This is a genomic window from Amycolatopsis sp. NPDC104587 (genome assembly GCF_055583645.1).
In genome coordinates this window covers 213,851-228,790 of record NZ_JBVJNO010000010.1, presented here as the reverse complement: position 1 = coordinate 228,790, position 14,940 = coordinate 213,851, and the positions used below count along the sequence as shown (strand labels likewise).

Sequence of the window (14,940 nt, the reverse complement as noted above, 5' to 3'; positions counted from 1 at the left end):
ACCGCTCCTAGAACATGTAGGTGGAGTTGATGATCGCGCCCTTGCGCGCGTAGTGGATCAGCGCGTCCTGGACGTCCAGCGGGTGCGTCGGGATGACGCCCTCGATGAGGTCCTCCTCGCGCGCGCCGTGCAGCGAGAGGCCGAAGCGGCAGCAGTAGGCCTTGCCGCCCTCGCCGATGAACGTCTTGAGCTGGTCGTTGATGTTCAGCTCACCGGGGAACGCGGCGTTGCCGGTGGTCGGGAAGCCGCGTGTGGCCAGGCAGTTCAGCGAACCCGGGCCGTAGAAGTAGATCGCGGCTTCGAAGCCCTTCCGCAGCGCGCGGGTCGCCTGCAGGATCGCGACGAAGCTCACCGACGACTCGTGTGCGATGCCGTGCACGAGCGTGAAGTAGCTCTGGCCGGGTTCGGCCTGGTAGTCCGGGAAGACCTTGGTCCCGCCGTACAGGTTGGAGCCCTGCGGCAGCGACGGGTGCGGGATCTCGTCGAGGCTGGTCTTTTCGGTGTCGGTCAGCTCTGCCATCGGTCTATTTCCCTTTCTTCGGTCCGTACAGCACGTCGAACGTGCCGCGGAAAACCAGGTCGGTGAGCTCGCTGTCGCCGGCCGCGGCGGCCAGCTTGGCGAGCTCGCCCTCGTGATCACCCCAGGGCTCGTCGGAGGCGAACAGCACGCGGTCGTGGCCGATACCACGGCGCGAGATCTCGTCAACGAGCCAGCGGGGCGTGAAGCCGATCGCCCAGGACAGGTCGGTGTAGACCTGCTTCCCGGCGGCGATCCAGTCGAAGAAGCGGCCGCCGACGAGCTTGATGTGCCCGCTCATCCCGCCGCCGAAGTGGACGAGGTGCAGCTTGACGTCGTCGGCGTAGGTGTCGACGAGCTTGCCGACCTCGTCGATGTCCGACGCCGCGCCCGGCGAGGTGTGGACGTGCACGACGAGGTCGTGTTCCCTCGCCGTGGCGAAGATCTTGTCGAGCTGCGGCTTGCACACGGGGTCGGATGCCTTGCCGCCCAGCAGGAAGCTGAGCTTAAGCGCTCGCACGCCTTCCTCACCCGCGAGCTTCAAGGCTTGTTCCGTGCGCCCGGCGTCTTCGGCTCGCGGGGACACCCACAGCGCGGCGCTGATCCGGTCGTCCTTGCCCGCCGCCTCGACGCAGAGCTCGTTGAAGGAGAACGCGATCGCCGGGTCCGGGACGCCGTAGTTCGGGATCACCAAAGCACGTTCGGTGCCTTCGCGGTCCAAATCGGACAGCAGTTCGACGATCGTCGCGCGGCTGCCGATCGCGGGCGCGACGGGCGGGCCGCCGTAGAACGGGAACGCCGGGAGGATGCCCAGGTGGCGGTGGGCGTCGTTCGTCCACTTCATGCGACCGTCCTCGGTGCGACCCAGTCGTCGTCGGCCGGGTACGTGCTCACCGGCGTGCCGGAGAGCCACCGGACGTCACCGCGGCCGCCGCCGGTGATCCGCCGCGCGAGGTACTCGGCGTCCGCGGCCACCCCGCAGAACCGGCCCGAGCCCCACGTGTGCTGCCACGGCAGGCCGAGGAAGTACAGGCCGGCGCAGCTCGTGACCCCGCGGTGGTGCGTCGGGTACCCCTTGCCGTCGAAGACCGGGACGTCGATCCAGCGGTGGTCGCGGCCGAAGCCGGTGCTCCAGACGACCGCGGAGAGCGCTTCCGCGTCGAGACCGCGCGGGCCGTCGACGGGTTCCCAGACCGGCTTGTACCGTTCCTCCCGCGGCGCGGAGATCCCCCGCTGGGTGATGAACCCGTCGATCGAGTCCTTGATGCCTTCGGAGACGGCGTCCGCGGCGTCGAGGTTGCGGCGCAGGTCGTCGGCGAACTCCAGCCGTCCGTTCCGAATGCCGGACAACCGGCCGTGGAGCCGCATGCCCTGGGCGGCGAACGCACGCAGGTCGATGTCGTGGCCGCCGTCGCGGCCGGTGACGTAGTGGTTGGCCCGGAACCGCACGGCGTCCGCGTCGGCGAACTCGTCGATTCCCCGGCCGTAGTACCCCATGTCGTCCAGCCACGCCACGACGTCGCGGCCGCGGTAGCGCCGGGCGACCCGCGGCGCCGACCCGACGGCGAGGTGCACCCGGCGCCCGGCCAGGTGCAGGTCCTCGGCGATCTGGCAGCCGGACTGCCCGGTGCCGACGACCAGGACGTCCCCGTCGGGAAGCTGCGCGGGGTTCCGGTACTCGGCCGAGTGCAGCTGGACGACGTGCTCGGGCAGCCGTTCGGCCAGCCGCGGCTTCAGCGGGACCTGGTACGGGCCGGTGGCCAGCACGACGTGGTCGGCGGTCAGCTCGCCGGCCGACGTCGTGAGCCGGAACCCGCCGCCGGGCAGCTGCCGCAGCCGCGTGGCTTCGACACCCTCGTGCAGCGGGACGTCGAAGTCCTTCACGTAGGACTCGAGGTAGGCGACGATCTCGTCCCGGACCATGAACCCGTCCGGATCGTCACCCGCGTAGGGAAAACCGGGCAGCCGGCATTGCCAGTTCGGGGTGACCAGGCAGAAACTGTCCCAGCGGCGGGTCCGCCATTCGTGCCCCGCGCGCTCGCGTTCGAGCACGAGGTGCCCGACCCCGGCAGTGGTCAGGCAGTGGGACATCGACAGTCCCGCCTGGCCGCCGCCGACCACGATCACCGGCCGGTGCAGGCCGTCGAGCTGGAGGTTCATGCCGATCAGTGCACCGGCAAACCATTTCCGGACGGTTTCCTCCGGAACATCGGCGTATTACCGGAGCGCCGCCGCGTGACAACTTTCCCCGGTGCCGCTTAACATCCGGCGGGCGCTGAACTTCGACACCCCCGAACCGACCTGGGTCCGCGTCCCCGTCGGCAGGGTGACCGTGGCGGTCGAGTTGCCGGGCACGGTCACGGTGAGGTCGAACCGGAAGCCGGTCTGCGTCCACTCCGACGCCACCACCCCGCGGACGGTGTTGATCGACGCCGCGACGTGGCCGAGGCCGGGCGGCACCTGCGGGGCGATCGTGATCGACGCGTACCCCGGGTGGGCCTCGAGATCGGCTTCGAGCGCCGCCATGCACCCCGCTCACCAACGCGGGCGCCGTCCTCGTCGTGAGCACGGTGGTGATGCTTGCCTGGTTCGCCCTCAGCCGGCGGTGACCACGGGCTCGCCCTGGCCGAGGGACTCCCCGGCCTCCTCGGCGATGCGCATGGCCTCCTCGATCAGCGTCTCGACGATGGCGTGCTCCGGCACGGTCTTGATGACCTCACCCTTCACGAAAATCTGCCCCTTGCCGTTACCCGAGGCCACACCCAGATCAGCCTCACGGGCCTCGCCGGGGCCGTTGACGACGCAGCCCATGACGGCCACGCGCAGCGGGATCTCCATGCCCTCCAGCCCCGCGGTGACCTGCTCGGCCAACGTGTACACGTCGACCTGCGCGCGCCCGCACGACGGGCACGACACGATCTCCAGCTTCCGCTGCTTCAAGTTCAACGACTGCAGAATCTGGATACCGACCTTGACCTCTTCCACCGGCGGCGCCGACAACGACACCCGGATCGTGTCCCCGATGCCCTGGCGCAGCAGCGCCCCGAACGCCACCGCCGACTTGATCGTGCCCTGGAACGCCGGACCGGCCTCGGTCACCCCGAGGTGCAGCGGATAGTCGCACTGCTCGGCGAGGATCTCGTAGGCGCGGACCATGACCACCGGGTCGTTGTGCTTCACCGAGATCTTGATGTCGTGGAAGTCGTGCTCGGCGAACAGCGACGCCTCCCACAACGCCGACTCCGCCAGCGCCTCCGGGGTCGCCTTGCCGTACTTCTCGAGCAGACGCTTGTCCAGCGAACCGGCGTTGACCCCGATCCGGATCGGTGTGCCGTGGTCTTTGGCTGCCTGGGCGATTTCCTTGACCTGGTCGTCGAACTTGCGGATGTTGCCCGGGTTCACGCGCACCGCGGCGCAGCCGGCCTCGATCGCGGCGAACACGTACTTGGGCTGGAAGTGGATGTCGGCGATCACCGGGATCTGCGACTTGCGCGCGATCGCGGGCAGCGCCTCGGCGTCGTCGGCCGACGGGCACGCGACCCGCACGATGTCGCAGCCCGCCGCGGTCAGCTCCGCGATCTGCTGCAGCGTGGCGTTGACGTCGGAGGTGAGCGTCGTGGTCATCGACTGGACGGAGATCGGGTGCTCGCTGCCGACACCGACCGGGCCCACCTGGAGCTGGCGGGTCTTGCGGCGTTTGCCCAGCACCGTCGGGGCGAAACCGGGAGTTCCCAAGTCGATCTTCATGATGCGCTGTCGCTCATTTCCCAGCTCGTGCCGCCCCGCCAGGACAGCAGTTCCGACATGCGTTCGCCCACGGCGCCGGCGATCTCCGCCGGGGTGAGGCCACACTCCGCCAAGACTTCGGCACGGCTGCCGTGGCCGAGGAACCGGCTCGGCACACCGAAGCGCAGCACGGGGGTGGCCACGTTCTCTTCGCTGAGCCGCGCCGCGACCGCCGAGCCGAAGCCTCCGGCGCGCAGGCCGTCTTCGACCGTCACGACCAGCCGGTACTCCGCCGCCATGGCGACGAGGCCCGGGTTGACCGGCTTGAGCCAGCGGGGGTCGACCACGTCGACACCGAGACCTTGGCCTTCGAGCCGGTCGGCGACGTCCAGGCACAGCCTGGTGAGCGCGCCCGCCGAGACGATCAGCACGTCCGCAGGGGCACCGGCGCGCAAGACATCCATGCCTTCGTGAACGCCGATCGTCGCGATGTCCTCACCCAGGGCACCCTTCGGGAACCGGATCATGCACGGCGCATTCGTCTCCGCCATCGCTTCGTCGAGCGCCCGCCGCAGTGTCGCGTGGTCGCGGGGCGCGGCGATCCGCAGGCCGGGTACGAGGTTCAGCAGGGAGAGGTCCCACATTCCGTTGTGGGACGCGCCGTCGTCACCGGTCAGGCCGGCTCGGTCCAGCACGAACACCACCGGGCAGTGGTGCAGCGACACGTCCATCAGCACCTGGTCGAAGGCCCGGTTGAGGAAGGTCGCGTACACCGCGACAACGGGTCGCATGCCCGCCATCGCCAGTCCCGCGGCCGAGGTGACCGCGTGCTGCTCGGCGATGCCGACGTCGAAGACACGCTCCGGGAACCGCTTCGCGAACGCGCTGAGCCCGGTCGGCCGCAGCATCGCCGCGGTGATCGCGACGACGTCCGTCCGGGTCTCCCCCAGCCTCACCATTTCGGCACCGAACGCCGAGGTCCACGACGGCGGCGCGGCCACGAGCGGCCGGCCGGTCTCCGGATCCATCCCGCACACCGCGTGGAACCGGTCGGCCTCGTCGTTCTCCGCGAGGACGTAGCCGTTCCCCTTGCTGGTCACGCAGTGCACGACCACCGGGCCGCCGAGCCGGGCCGCCTGGCGCAGCACCGCCTCGACGGCTTCGAGGTCGTGCCCGTCCACCGGGCCGAGGTAGTGCAGCCCGAGCTCCTCGAACATGACCTGCGGCGCCGAGGCGTCCTCGCCACCTTTCGGGAAACAGTCCGGGGAGATCCGCGCGGCCGCGAGCTGCCGGGCCAGTCCCCCGACGGTCGGCGCGTACGACCGGCCGTTGTCGTTGAGCACGATCACCACCGGGGTGTCCCGGGCGGCGGCGATGTTGTTCAGCGCCTCCCAGGCCATCCCGCCGGTCAGCGCGCCGTCGCCGATCACCGCCACGACGGCGCGGTCGTCCCCGCGCAGCCGGTACCCCTTGGCCAGTCCGTCCGCATAGGACAAAGCGGTCGAAGCATGGGAGTTCTCGACGACGTCGTGCTCGGACTCGGCCCGCGAAGGGTAGCCGGACAGCCCCCCGCGCTTGCGCATGCCGTCGAACTCGCCCGCGCGGCCGGTGAGGATCTTGTGGACGTAGGCCTGGTGACCGGTGTCCCACACGATGCGGTCCCGCGGTGAGTCGAAGACGCGGTGCAGCGCGATGGTCAGCTCGACCACCCCGAGGTTGGGTCCGAGGTGCCCGCCGGACCGGGTGATCTTGTCGATCAGGAACCGGCGGATCTCCGTGGCGAGCGCGGGCAGGTGCTCCGCGGGCATCGCGCGGACGTCCGCGGGACAGCGGATGGATTCGAGCACGGACATCTCCTCCTTCGCTGGCTTGGTCTTCATCGCAGCGCCGAGGGCGTGGCGAAGACGACGTCCTCTTCGGCGGTCAAGTCGATCTCCACGTCGGAGAAGCCGGCCTCTGCCAAGCGGTCGAGTACTTGCTGGACCAGCACTTCCGGCACGCTGGCGCCGGAGCTGACCCCGACCGTGTCCACGTTCTCGAGCCAGGCTTCGTCCAGTTGGGACACTTCGGGCACCAGATGGGCGCGGACGCCCGCCTGGATGGCGACGTCGACCATCCGGACCGAGTTGCTGGAGTTCTCCGCGCCGACGACCAGGATCAGGTCGCTGCGGAGGGCCATCGACTTGACACCGGTCTGCCGGTTCTGGCTGGCATAGCAGATCGTGGTGTCCGGCGGCCCGGAAAGGTCGGTGAACCGTTCGCGCAGCGCCGCGATGACGTCCACGGTGTCGTCGACGGAAAGTGTCGTCTGGGTCAGGTAAGCGAGCGGGGTGTCGTCGTCGAGGTCGAGCCGCGCGACGTCTTCCACGGACTCGACGACGAGCGTTCGCTCGGGCGATTCCCCCCGCGTACCTTCTGTTTCCTCGTGTCCGTTGTGCCCGATCAGCACCAGGATCCTGCCGTCGCGGACGTCGCGGCGGGCCTGTTGGTGCACTTTGGACACCAGCGGGCAGGTCGCGTCGATCACCCGCAGCTCGCGCCGGGCGGCGTTTTCCCGTACTGCCGGGGACACGCCGTGCGCGGAAAACACGCACACACTCCCCGGAGGGACCTCGTCTTCGGATTCGACGAAGACAGCGCCACGCCGGGCGAGCGAGTCGACGACGTGGCGGTTGTGCACGATCTGCTTGCGCACGTAGACCGGTGCGCCGTAAAGATCGAGGGCGCGCTCGACCGTGGTGATGGCGCGCCGCACTCCGGCGCAGAAGCCGCGAGGCTCGGCGAGGATGATTTTCCTTCCCACAGCACGACGTTCCGCGGAAAGCCCAGTGGACGATGTGTTCATGCGGTTCGGTCCTCGCCTCGGCGTCAGGAGGATGCGAGTCAGTGCGGCGCGGCAACTTCACGAAATACAACACCCCAGATCGCGGCTGCCGACGTCCGTCCACCTTCGCGCATTCGAGTGAGTCGCGTCCACTCCCGTCGTGCCCGAGGCCCTCTCCCCGGTCGCCATTGCACGGAAAGGTTTCTGTCCTATGCGGATCCTTTCCGGGAAGCACGCTCGGAGTGGACCCGTTCGGCCGGCGTCAGCAGAATCGGTCGGCATCGAGCAGGCCGATCTGTGTACTGCCTGAGCATGGGGGTCCACCGTATGACTGCGACATCCACCGTTTCCGGGGTGCAGGAGTTCCATCTTCCTGAGCTGCCAAGACTTCTTCCTTACGCCTACCACCCGAAGGCCGCGCAGATCGAGATCGCGTCGAACGGCTGGGTGCGGAAGCTCCTCGGCGAGTGCTTCGCCGACGAAGAGTCGCTGCTGTACTTTCTCCGGCAGCGCAACGGGATCTACGGCCCGATGACCGTGCCGCACGCCGACGAGGACCGCGCGCGCAACATCGCCGACTGGTACCAGTTCGTCACCGTCATCGACAGTTTCGTCTCCGACCGGACGGCGCTGGGCGCCAGCCACGACAACGCGAGGCAGGTCTTCGCCGCGATCCTGGCCGATGTGGACGACGCGGACGCGCTGGCCAGCAAGCTTCCGTACGGACGTGCGGCGCGCGACCTCTGGCTGCGCATCAGTGCCGGCCTCGCGCCGGAGCAGGTGAAGCGGCTGGTCGGGAGCCTTGAGGCGTTCCTGCGCGGCTGCGCGACGGAGATCGAGTCGAAGCTCACCGACGACATCCCCGACTACGAAACGTGCATGGCCGTCCGCCAGGACAGCTTCGGCTGCGACTTCCTGGAGCTGTTCACCGAGTACGCCGCCGGCGTCGACATGACCGAACTGCGGGAAACGCCCGAATTCGTCGAAATCCACACGCATTCCATGCGGCAGATGATCCTGGTCAACGACCTCCTTTCCTGGCGCAAGGAACACGCCGACGGTGACACCATGACCGCGGTGCGCGTGCTGTGGCAGAAGGAGGGCCGCGGACTGCAGGCCGCGGTCGACCGCCTCTGCGAGCTCGTCGAGCACCACGAGCGTGGTTACATCGCCGCGCGTGACCGGGTGCTGGCCGGCCCGCTCGGGCAGCGGGCGGACGTCCACGCGTACCTCAAGGGCATGGACCTGCTCATCGGCGGCAGCCAGGAGTTCGAGTACCTCACGCCCCGGTACTTCGGCGACGGCTCGGTGTGGGACGGCACGACGTCGGGCTGGCTCGACCTCACCGCACCGGTGGCCCGGTTCCGTCCGGCCCCCGCGAACGACCGGACCTGGGAGTGGAAGTGACCATCGTCAAAGAAAACTCGCCCACCTACACCGTCGGCGAGGCGCCGGGCCGCGTCCCGCTTCTCGGCCATGTGCCGCTGTTGCGGCGCAAGCCGCTGGACTTTCTCACCTCACTGCCGGCCCAGGGCGACCTGGTGGCGTTCCGGCTCGGACCGCGGCTCGCCTACATCGCCTGCCACCACGACCTGGTCACCCGGCTGCTGAACGACTCGCGGACGTTCGACAAGGGCGGTCCGCTCTTCGAGAAGGCCCGGTTGCTGGTCGGCGACGGCCTGGTCAGTTCCGGGTTCGAGAGCCACCGGCGCCAGCGGCGGCTGGTGCAGCCGGCCTTCCACCGCGCGCGGATGGCGCACTACACCGAGCTCATGACCGAGGAGATCGACGCCGAGCTGTCGTCGTGGCACCCCGGGGCCGCGTTCAACGTCAGCGACATCACGCACGGCCTGACGCTGCGCATCACCGCGCGCACCATGTTCGCCACCCGGATCGGCGACGACGCCGTGCGGGCGGTGACCGAGTGCATGCCGGTGATCATGCGGGGCGTCTACCACCGGATGATCTCGCCGACCTCGCTGATCGAGAAGATCCCCAGCAAGGGAAACCGCGCCTTCGCGCAGGCCCAGACGCGGATGCGAGAGGTCATCGCGCACACCGTGGCCGAATACCGGCGGGCCGGCGTCGACCAGGGCGACGTGCTGTCGATCCTGGTCAACCAGCGCGACGAGGACACCGGCCTGGGGTTGAGCGACCAGGAGATCCACGACCAGGTGATGACGGTGCTCATCGGGGGCACCGAAACCACCGGGAACACGCTGGCCTGGACGTTCCACCTGCTGGCCACCCACCCCGAAATCGAGGACCGGCTGCAGGAGGAAGTCCGCACCGTCCTCGGCGGGCGGCTGCCCACCATCGCCGACCTGCCGGCCCTGCAGTACACCGACCGTGTGCTCACCGAAACGCTGCGCATGTACCCGCCGGCGTGGCTGCTGTCCCGCACGACGACCCGCGACGTCGAGATCGCCGGAAAGTGGCTTCCCGCCGGCACGCCCGTCTTTTACAGCTCCTACCTCCTCGGCCGCAACCCGGAGATGTTCCCGGACCCGGACCGCTACGACCCCGACCGCTGGCTGCCGGAGCGGGCGAAACACCTGCCGCGCAACGCCGTCCTCCCGTTCGGGCACGGCAACCGCAAGTGCATCGGGGACAACTTCGGCATCGCCGAGACGACCTTGACGCTGGCGGCGACCGTCGCGCGGTGGCGGCTGCGGCCGGTGCCGGGGCACCGGATCAGCACCGCGCCCAAGGCGTCGCTGGGCACCGGCCCGCTGCCGATGGTGCCGGAACCCGTCGCCCGCGTCGCCGACCGGTCCGCGCCGCCGGCCGCGCCCACCGGATGTCCGGTGGCGCACGAGACGAAAGAAGCGTCATGAGCACTGCGCTGAACACAGGTACCCCCGGCGCGAACGTCGCCGGGGTGATGACGTCCGCGCCGCATCGGATCGTGGCGAAGCTGGCGGGCCCGGACGTCCTCGCCGCCGACCTCGCCGGCTGCCTCGGCCGGATCGGCGAGGTCGCGGCCGCCGAGCCGCTGATCGTCTCCGACGTGGTCACCCGCATGCTCGGGGGCGGGAAGCGGCTGCGCCCGCTGCTCACGCTGGCGACCGCCTACGCGGCGGCACCACCGCCGGCACCGCGGGCGCGGGACCGGGCGGTCGAGGCCGGCGCGGTGGTCGAGCTGCTGCACCTGGCGAGCCTGGTCCACGACGACGTGATGGACGAGTCCGCGACCCGCCACGGCGTCGACAGCGTCAACATCCGCGAGGGCAACATCCGCGCGGTGCTGGCCGGGGACTACCTGCTGGCCCAGGGGTTGCTGGCCGGCGCCCGCCTCGGCGCGGAGGAGGGCGCGATCGCGGCGCGCACGTTCAGCCGGCTCTGCGAAGGCCAGGCCCGCGAGTCCGCCGCGCTGTTCGACGTGGACCGGACCGAAGAGTCCTACCTCGAAGCGATCTCCGGCAAGACGGCAGCGCTGCTGGCGGCAGCCTGCCGCCTCGGAGCGATGGCGGCGGGCCTGCCCGCGGCCGCCGCCGACGCACTGGCCGACTACGGCCATCACCTGGGCCTGGCGTTCCAGCTGGTGGACGACCTGCTCGACGTGACGTCGTCGGCCGAGGCGCTGGGCAAGCCGGCCGGACACGACATCGTCGAGGGCGTCTACACGCTGCCGGTGGTGCACGCGCTCCGCGAGCGTCCTGCCCTTCGCACGCTGCTTCGACAGGGAGACCGCGCCGCCGCGGCCATGGCGGTCCGTGTCGTCCGGGAAACCGGCGGCCTCGAAGTGACGCGCCAGGCTGCTGCGGCTCATTCGGCTCAGGCGATCGACGCGCTGTCGAGGATCTCGGACCACCTGAGCCCGGCGGGCACCGCCATGCTCACCGAGCTGGCGAACGTCCTCATCGAACGTCGGCACTGACCTCGGCGGCGACCACGCAGCTCCGATCACTCCCGTGATCGGAGCTGCGCGACGGTCAGCTCTTGTTCCAGTACGTGTAGCAGGTCGCCGTCGTGTACTCGTGCAGCGAAGCAGCCGCGAGCCCGCCCGGCGCGACCCCGTTGTCCGCGTCCGCCTTGCCGTTCATCTTCACCGACGCGCCGTGCTTGACCTGCAGGTGCTCGTACTGCGAGTAGCAGACCTTCTGCCCGATCGCGTTGACCGACGCCCCGTACGACCAGGTGCCCCCGCCGACCTCCTTCACCCCTCGCGGTTGCGCGCCACCGGTGGCCCCGCCGACCTTGACCGCACCGACGCCGGTGAACGCCACCCAGCCGCCCTCCGCGGTCTCTCCCCGCGCCACGACGTGGATGCCGGAATCCGGAGTGCTCGCCGTCGCCGTCGATGCCGCGCCCAGCACCCCGCCGGCCGCGATCACCGCGACCCCGGCAGCGGTGGCCCACCGTGCGCGACGGCGGGAGACCCGCTCGTCCGGCCGAGTGCGGTCCGGGTTCGAATACTCCTCGGGCATGCCTCTCCTCCCTGAAGACACGGCGCTCTGCGACGCCGCGTCAGCTGACTGCCTACAAGGCGTACACGCGTAGATCCACTTCGTGGTTTAGCCCGGCACACGAACAGCCGCCTCGACACGCCCGGCAGGCTTACCCACGTGGAACCGGCTGAAACCGTTTGGCGAGAACCCCACCTTGGGAAGTCAGGCTGCAACCGACGACCGGACACAGCCACCCGAGGGAGCGCCCGATGGACGACAACCTGCTGCACGAGCGCGACGCCGCGCGGAGAGTGGACGACGTCACTTCCGCACTGGACCGGCTGGCCGGCACCTTCGCGGAGGAAGACGACCTGCTGGTGGTCCTTAACCGGGTGTGCCGGCAGGTCATGCACGCGGTGCCGGACGCGGAGATCGCCAGCATCACGCTGCTGCGCGACGGCGCCCCGTACACCGCGACGGCGACCGGGGACAGCGCGCACCACGTCGACCAGGCGCAGTACGCCGCCGGACGCGGTCCCTGCCTGGAGGCCGCCCGGACCGGCGAGCTCCAGCGGGTCAAGGTGACCGAGGCGGCTCCGCGGTGGCCCGAGTTCGCCGCGGCCGCGGGCGAGTCCTCGATCGTCGCCTACCTGTCCGCCCCGCTGTTCGTCGACCACCAGTACCACGGTTCGCTCAACCTGTACGACACCGGCGGCAACAGCTTCGGCGCGCTCGACGGGGCCCTGCTGGAGCTCTACACCGCCGCCGCCGAAGCCGCTCTTCGCAGCACCCGCCGGCACCAGACTGCCCGCGAGACCATGGACCAGCTGCGCACGGCGCTGACCTCCCGCGCGGAGATCGACCAGGCGAAGGGCATCCTGATGGCCCTGCATCGCATCCCGGCCGACGACGCCTTCCAGCTGCTCGTCAAGGCGTCGCAGGAGCGGAACGTGAAGCTCCGCGAGATCGCCCACGACTTCGTCGAGACCGCCTTGGCCGCGCCGGACCGGTGAAGCACGAAGGCGCCGGCTCGCTGCTGAACCGGCGCCTTCGCCGAATCACCGCCAAGCACGGGAGGTGACTCAGCCCGGCGGATACCCGGCTCGCGCGATTCTTGAACACCGTTATCCGACGTCGGTGCCGACCGGCAGCCCCAGCGAGCGGAACGCGGCGGCCAGACCGTCCGTCCGGGTCAGGATCCGGTCCAGCCCGAGCACCGTCAGCGGCCGGGTGACCGCCGTCGCCGTCGCCACCAGGGCCAGCGAACGGACGTCCTCCCGCAGGCGCCGGGCGGCGTACACGAGCTGGCCCAGGACGCAGGAGGCGCAGAACGTCACCGCGCCGAAGTCGACCACCACGGACCGCCCCAGTGCGACGACCTGTTCCAGGGTCGCGCCGAGCAGCGGGTCCGCGGCCAGGTCGAGCTCACCGCTCCCGGCGACGATGACGACGTCACCGCGGTCGACCACGGTGACGTCGTAGCTCGGCCGCCACGAAGGATCGTGCTCCGGCCGGCTCACCGCGGGCCGGACGATCCGTGCGTCGCGAGCTCGGCCCACACGGTTTTGCCGGTCTCCCGCCGCTCCTGCCCCCACCCGGCCGTGCAGGCGTCGACCAGGCCGAGCCCACGACCGCCGTCGTCCGACGGCGATCGGGGCGCCGCAGGATCCCGGCAGGCGTCGTCCACCTCGATCCGCAGCCGCCCGGGCCGGCGCAGCAGCCGGACCCGCCGCGGCGGGGCGCCGTGCCGCAGTGCGTTGGACGTCAGCTCGTCGAGCACGGCGATCACGTCGACGCGTGCCGGCTCGGCCAGGTCGCGCACGGCGGCCCGGGCCCAGGCGCGGACCCGGGCCAGCTCTCCGAGCTCGTCGGCGACATCGAGGACGAGAACCGCGGTTCCGGCTTCGGTCGACTCGGCTTGGTCAGCGGACATCGGCTCCCCCAGGGTCGCTCGGGACGGTCGTCACCGGCCCCCGACCGGTCCTCCTGGTCCTACCCCGACCGGGAGCGGCGCATGCACGGCCGGCGGCATTCCCCGCGTCCTCGCCCGCGCGGGTGACCCCGCGGCGGGCGAGCCGCGGCCGGTCACCACCCGCCGACGGCGGGGTACATCCGGTTGAACCGCGGCGGTGTGCAGGACAGGTACCGCCCCGGCACCCCGTCCGCGGCCGCGGCTAGCCCGTTCATCGTCCGGGGTGTGGTGTCGGGCCAGTGCCCGGTGCGCAGGCGGGTCAGCACGCGGTCGATCGCCGCCTGCTGTTCGCCGGTGGTGTAGGTGCAGTGCCCGGCCGTCCGGACGTAGGTTTGCCGGAGCAGGGAAGCGTTGCCCGCCCGGCGGACCAGCGTTCCGTACGACTGCTGCTGGGCCACGGTCGAGATCTGGTCACCGGTGCCGTTCACCGTCAGCACCGGGATCCGCAGCCCGCCGGTGAACACGATGCCGCGCTCGAGATAGCGGACGGCGGCGGGATCAGCGCTCACGCGGGGTTCGGCGGCGAGCCGGCCGAGGTCGGCGCGCAGGTCGAGCCCCGCGCGCTCGTACAGCCGCCGGACGGCGTTCCGCCGGCTCGGCTCGGCCGTCGCGAGCTGGCGGGCGTAGTCGACTCCCGTGTTCCACGACGGGTTCCCGCCCGCCAGCTGCTCGATCGCCCGGCGGCTGCTGACCGCCTGCCCGAGGTACGGCAGCGGCCCGCCGGCGAGGGCCAGGAACATGCCCTCCTCGACGGCGGTGACGTCGTGGCCGGCCGGGACCGGGGTCGGGGCGCCGTCGGCGGCCAGGCCCCAGCCCGGCAGCTGGCCGATCGTCGCCGCGAGCGCGATCCGCGCCCGGCCGGCCGCGGTCGTCTGGGCCGAGGTCATCGCCGAAATCCACCGCTGCTGGAGTCCGGGCACGTCGGCGGGGATGCCGGTCACCGGGAGGCCCGTGTCGCGGAAGAGCAGCGTCTTGAGCGTGAACACGGTGTCCAGCTTCTGGTTCCACTGGCCGACCGAGCCGCCGAGGCCCCCGCACATCGGGACCGCAGCGTCGAACCGGCCGGGGTGGACCTGCGCGACGCCCGCCGCGACCAGGCCACCCATCGAGCGGCCTTCGGCGATCGCGTACCGGGCGCGGCCGAACGCGCTTTCGAAACGGCCGAGCGCCGCCTCCTGGTTGGTGATGGCCTGCGCGATGTTCCAGCCGATGATCGTGCGCGCGGTGCCGCCGACCGCGTAGCCGCGTTCGAGCAGGCTCGCGGTGAGCGGGCTCGCCAGGCCGCCGGCGGCGAAGTCGAGGTCGACCAGCACGGCGCCGTTCCACCGGTCCGGTCTGGCGAAGCCGTACGGCGTGCCGTCGGTCAGCTGCCCCTCGACGCACCTCGCCGAGGCCGGGCAGGGCGTTCCGGCCGCCGCCGCGTGGGCGGTGGCGGGCAGGGTCGCGGCGAGGCCGACGGCCGCGGCCAGCAAGGTGATCCTGGTGCCCATGCGCTGCTCCTGTCGGAAGA

General features: G+C 70.8%; 15 protein-coding genes. 4 read left to right on the top strand and 11 right to left on the bottom strand.

Annotation, left to right across the window (positions count from 1 at the left end; translation table 11 throughout):
- Positions 1-7 precede the first annotated feature (7 nt).
- The 7 genes from ACZ61C_RS30860 to ACZ61C_RS30830 form a co-directional block, all read right to left on the bottom strand.
- Positions 8-520 (bottom strand): MSMEG_0572/Sll0783 family nitrogen starvation response protein, encoded by a 513-nt coding sequence (locus ACZ61C_RS30860; RefSeq protein WP_326958427.1) that lies wholly within the window; start codon positions 518-520, stop codon positions 8-10.
- Between the two features lie 4 nt (positions 521-524).
- Entirely contained in the window at positions 525-1,361 is an 837-nt protein-coding gene (locus ACZ61C_RS30855; RefSeq protein ID WP_465311355.1) for an amidohydrolase family protein, read from the bottom strand.
- Entirely contained in the window at positions 1,358-2,677 is a 1,320-nt protein-coding gene (locus tag ACZ61C_RS30850; RefSeq protein ID WP_465311354.1) for an MSMEG_0569 family flavin-dependent oxidoreductase, read from the bottom strand. Before ACZ61C_RS30850 ends, ACZ61C_RS30855 begins: the two co-directional genes overlap by 4 nt.
- A 57-nt stretch (positions 2,678-2,734) precedes the next feature.
- Positions 2,735-3,043 carry an alpha-L-rhamnosidase C-terminal domain-containing protein gene (locus ACZ61C_RS30845; RefSeq protein ID WP_465311353.1) on the bottom strand — a complete coding sequence of 103 codons (309 nt, stop codon included), beginning with the start codon at positions 3,041-3,043 and terminating at the stop codon, positions 2,735-2,737.
- A gap of 69 nt (positions 3,044-3,112) precedes the next feature.
- Positions 3,113-4,264 (bottom strand): flavodoxin-dependent (E)-4-hydroxy-3-methylbut-2-enyl-diphosphate synthase, encoded by a 1,152-nt coding sequence (gene ispG, locus ACZ61C_RS30840; RefSeq protein ID WP_465311352.1) that lies wholly within the window; start codon positions 4,262-4,264, stop codon positions 3,113-3,115.
- On the bottom strand, positions 4,261-6,096 hold the full coding sequence (locus ACZ61C_RS30835) for a 1-deoxy-D-xylulose-5-phosphate synthase (RefSeq protein WP_465311351.1): 1,836 nt from the start codon (positions 6,094-6,096) through the stop codon (positions 4,261-4,263). The genes ispG and ACZ61C_RS30835 overlap by 4 nt, the downstream gene beginning before the upstream one ends.
- 23 nt (positions 6,097-6,119) lie before the next feature.
- Entirely contained in the window at positions 6,120-7,046 is a 927-nt protein-coding gene (locus ACZ61C_RS30830; protein ID WP_465311350.1) for a 4-hydroxy-3-methylbut-2-enyl diphosphate reductase, read from the bottom strand.
- 375 nt (positions 7,047-7,421) lie between these two features.
- On the opposite strand from ACZ61C_RS30830, the gene ACZ61C_RS30825 reads away from it, so the two are divergent.
- From ACZ61C_RS30825 to ACZ61C_RS30815, 3 genes are read left to right on the top strand one after another with little or no spacing between them, the layout of a single operon-like run.
- The gene (locus ACZ61C_RS30825; RefSeq protein WP_465311349.1) at positions 7,422-8,474 is read left to right on the top strand and encodes a terpene synthase family protein; all 1,053 of its coding nucleotides are present in this window, start codon (positions 7,422-7,424) and stop codon (positions 8,472-8,474) included.
- A complete protein-coding gene (locus tag ACZ61C_RS30820) occupies positions 8,471-9,904 on the top strand; it encodes a cytochrome P450 (RefSeq protein ID WP_465311348.1) in 1,434 nt (477 codons plus the stop codon). Before ACZ61C_RS30825 ends, ACZ61C_RS30820 begins: the two co-directional genes overlap by 4 nt.
- Positions 9,901-10,947, top strand: a complete 1,047-nt coding sequence (locus tag ACZ61C_RS30815; RefSeq protein WP_465311347.1) for a polyprenyl synthetase family protein — start codon at positions 9,901-9,903, stop codon at positions 10,945-10,947. Before ACZ61C_RS30820 ends, ACZ61C_RS30815 begins: the two co-directional genes overlap by 4 nt.
- Before the next feature lie 55 nt (positions 10,948-11,002).
- On the opposite strand, the gene ACZ61C_RS30810 is transcribed toward ACZ61C_RS30815, so the two are convergent.
- On the bottom strand, positions 11,003-11,497 hold the full coding sequence (locus ACZ61C_RS30810; protein WP_465311346.1) for a lactococcin 972 family bacteriocin: 495 nt from the start codon (positions 11,495-11,497) through the stop codon (positions 11,003-11,005).
- Between the two features lie 230 nt (positions 11,498-11,727).
- Here ACZ61C_RS30810 and ACZ61C_RS30805 point away from each other — a divergent pair, with 230 nt between their 5' ends.
- The gene (locus tag ACZ61C_RS30805; RefSeq protein WP_465311345.1) at positions 11,728-12,471 is read left to right on the top strand and encodes an ANTAR domain-containing protein; all 744 of its coding nucleotides are present in this window, start codon (positions 11,728-11,730) and stop codon (positions 12,469-12,471) included.
- A 111-nt stretch (positions 12,472-12,582) separates the two neighbouring features.
- On the opposite strand, the gene ACZ61C_RS30800 is transcribed toward ACZ61C_RS30805, so the two are convergent.
- The 3 genes from ACZ61C_RS30800 to ACZ61C_RS30790 form a co-directional block, all read right to left on the bottom strand.
- The gene (locus ACZ61C_RS30800; RefSeq protein WP_465311344.1) at positions 12,583-12,978 is read right to left on the bottom strand and encodes an STAS domain-containing protein; all 396 of its coding nucleotides are present in this window, start codon (positions 12,976-12,978) and stop codon (positions 12,583-12,585) included.
- A complete protein-coding gene (locus tag ACZ61C_RS30795) occupies positions 12,975-13,391 on the bottom strand; it encodes an ATP-binding protein (protein WP_465311343.1) in 417 nt (138 codons plus the stop codon). Before ACZ61C_RS30795 ends, ACZ61C_RS30800 begins: the two co-directional genes overlap by 4 nt.
- A gap of 152 nt (positions 13,392-13,543) precedes the next feature.
- Entirely contained in the window at positions 13,544-14,920 is a 1,377-nt protein-coding gene (locus ACZ61C_RS30790) for a hypothetical protein (protein ID WP_465311342.1), read from the bottom strand.
- Positions 14,921-14,940: the final 20 nt, after the last annotated feature.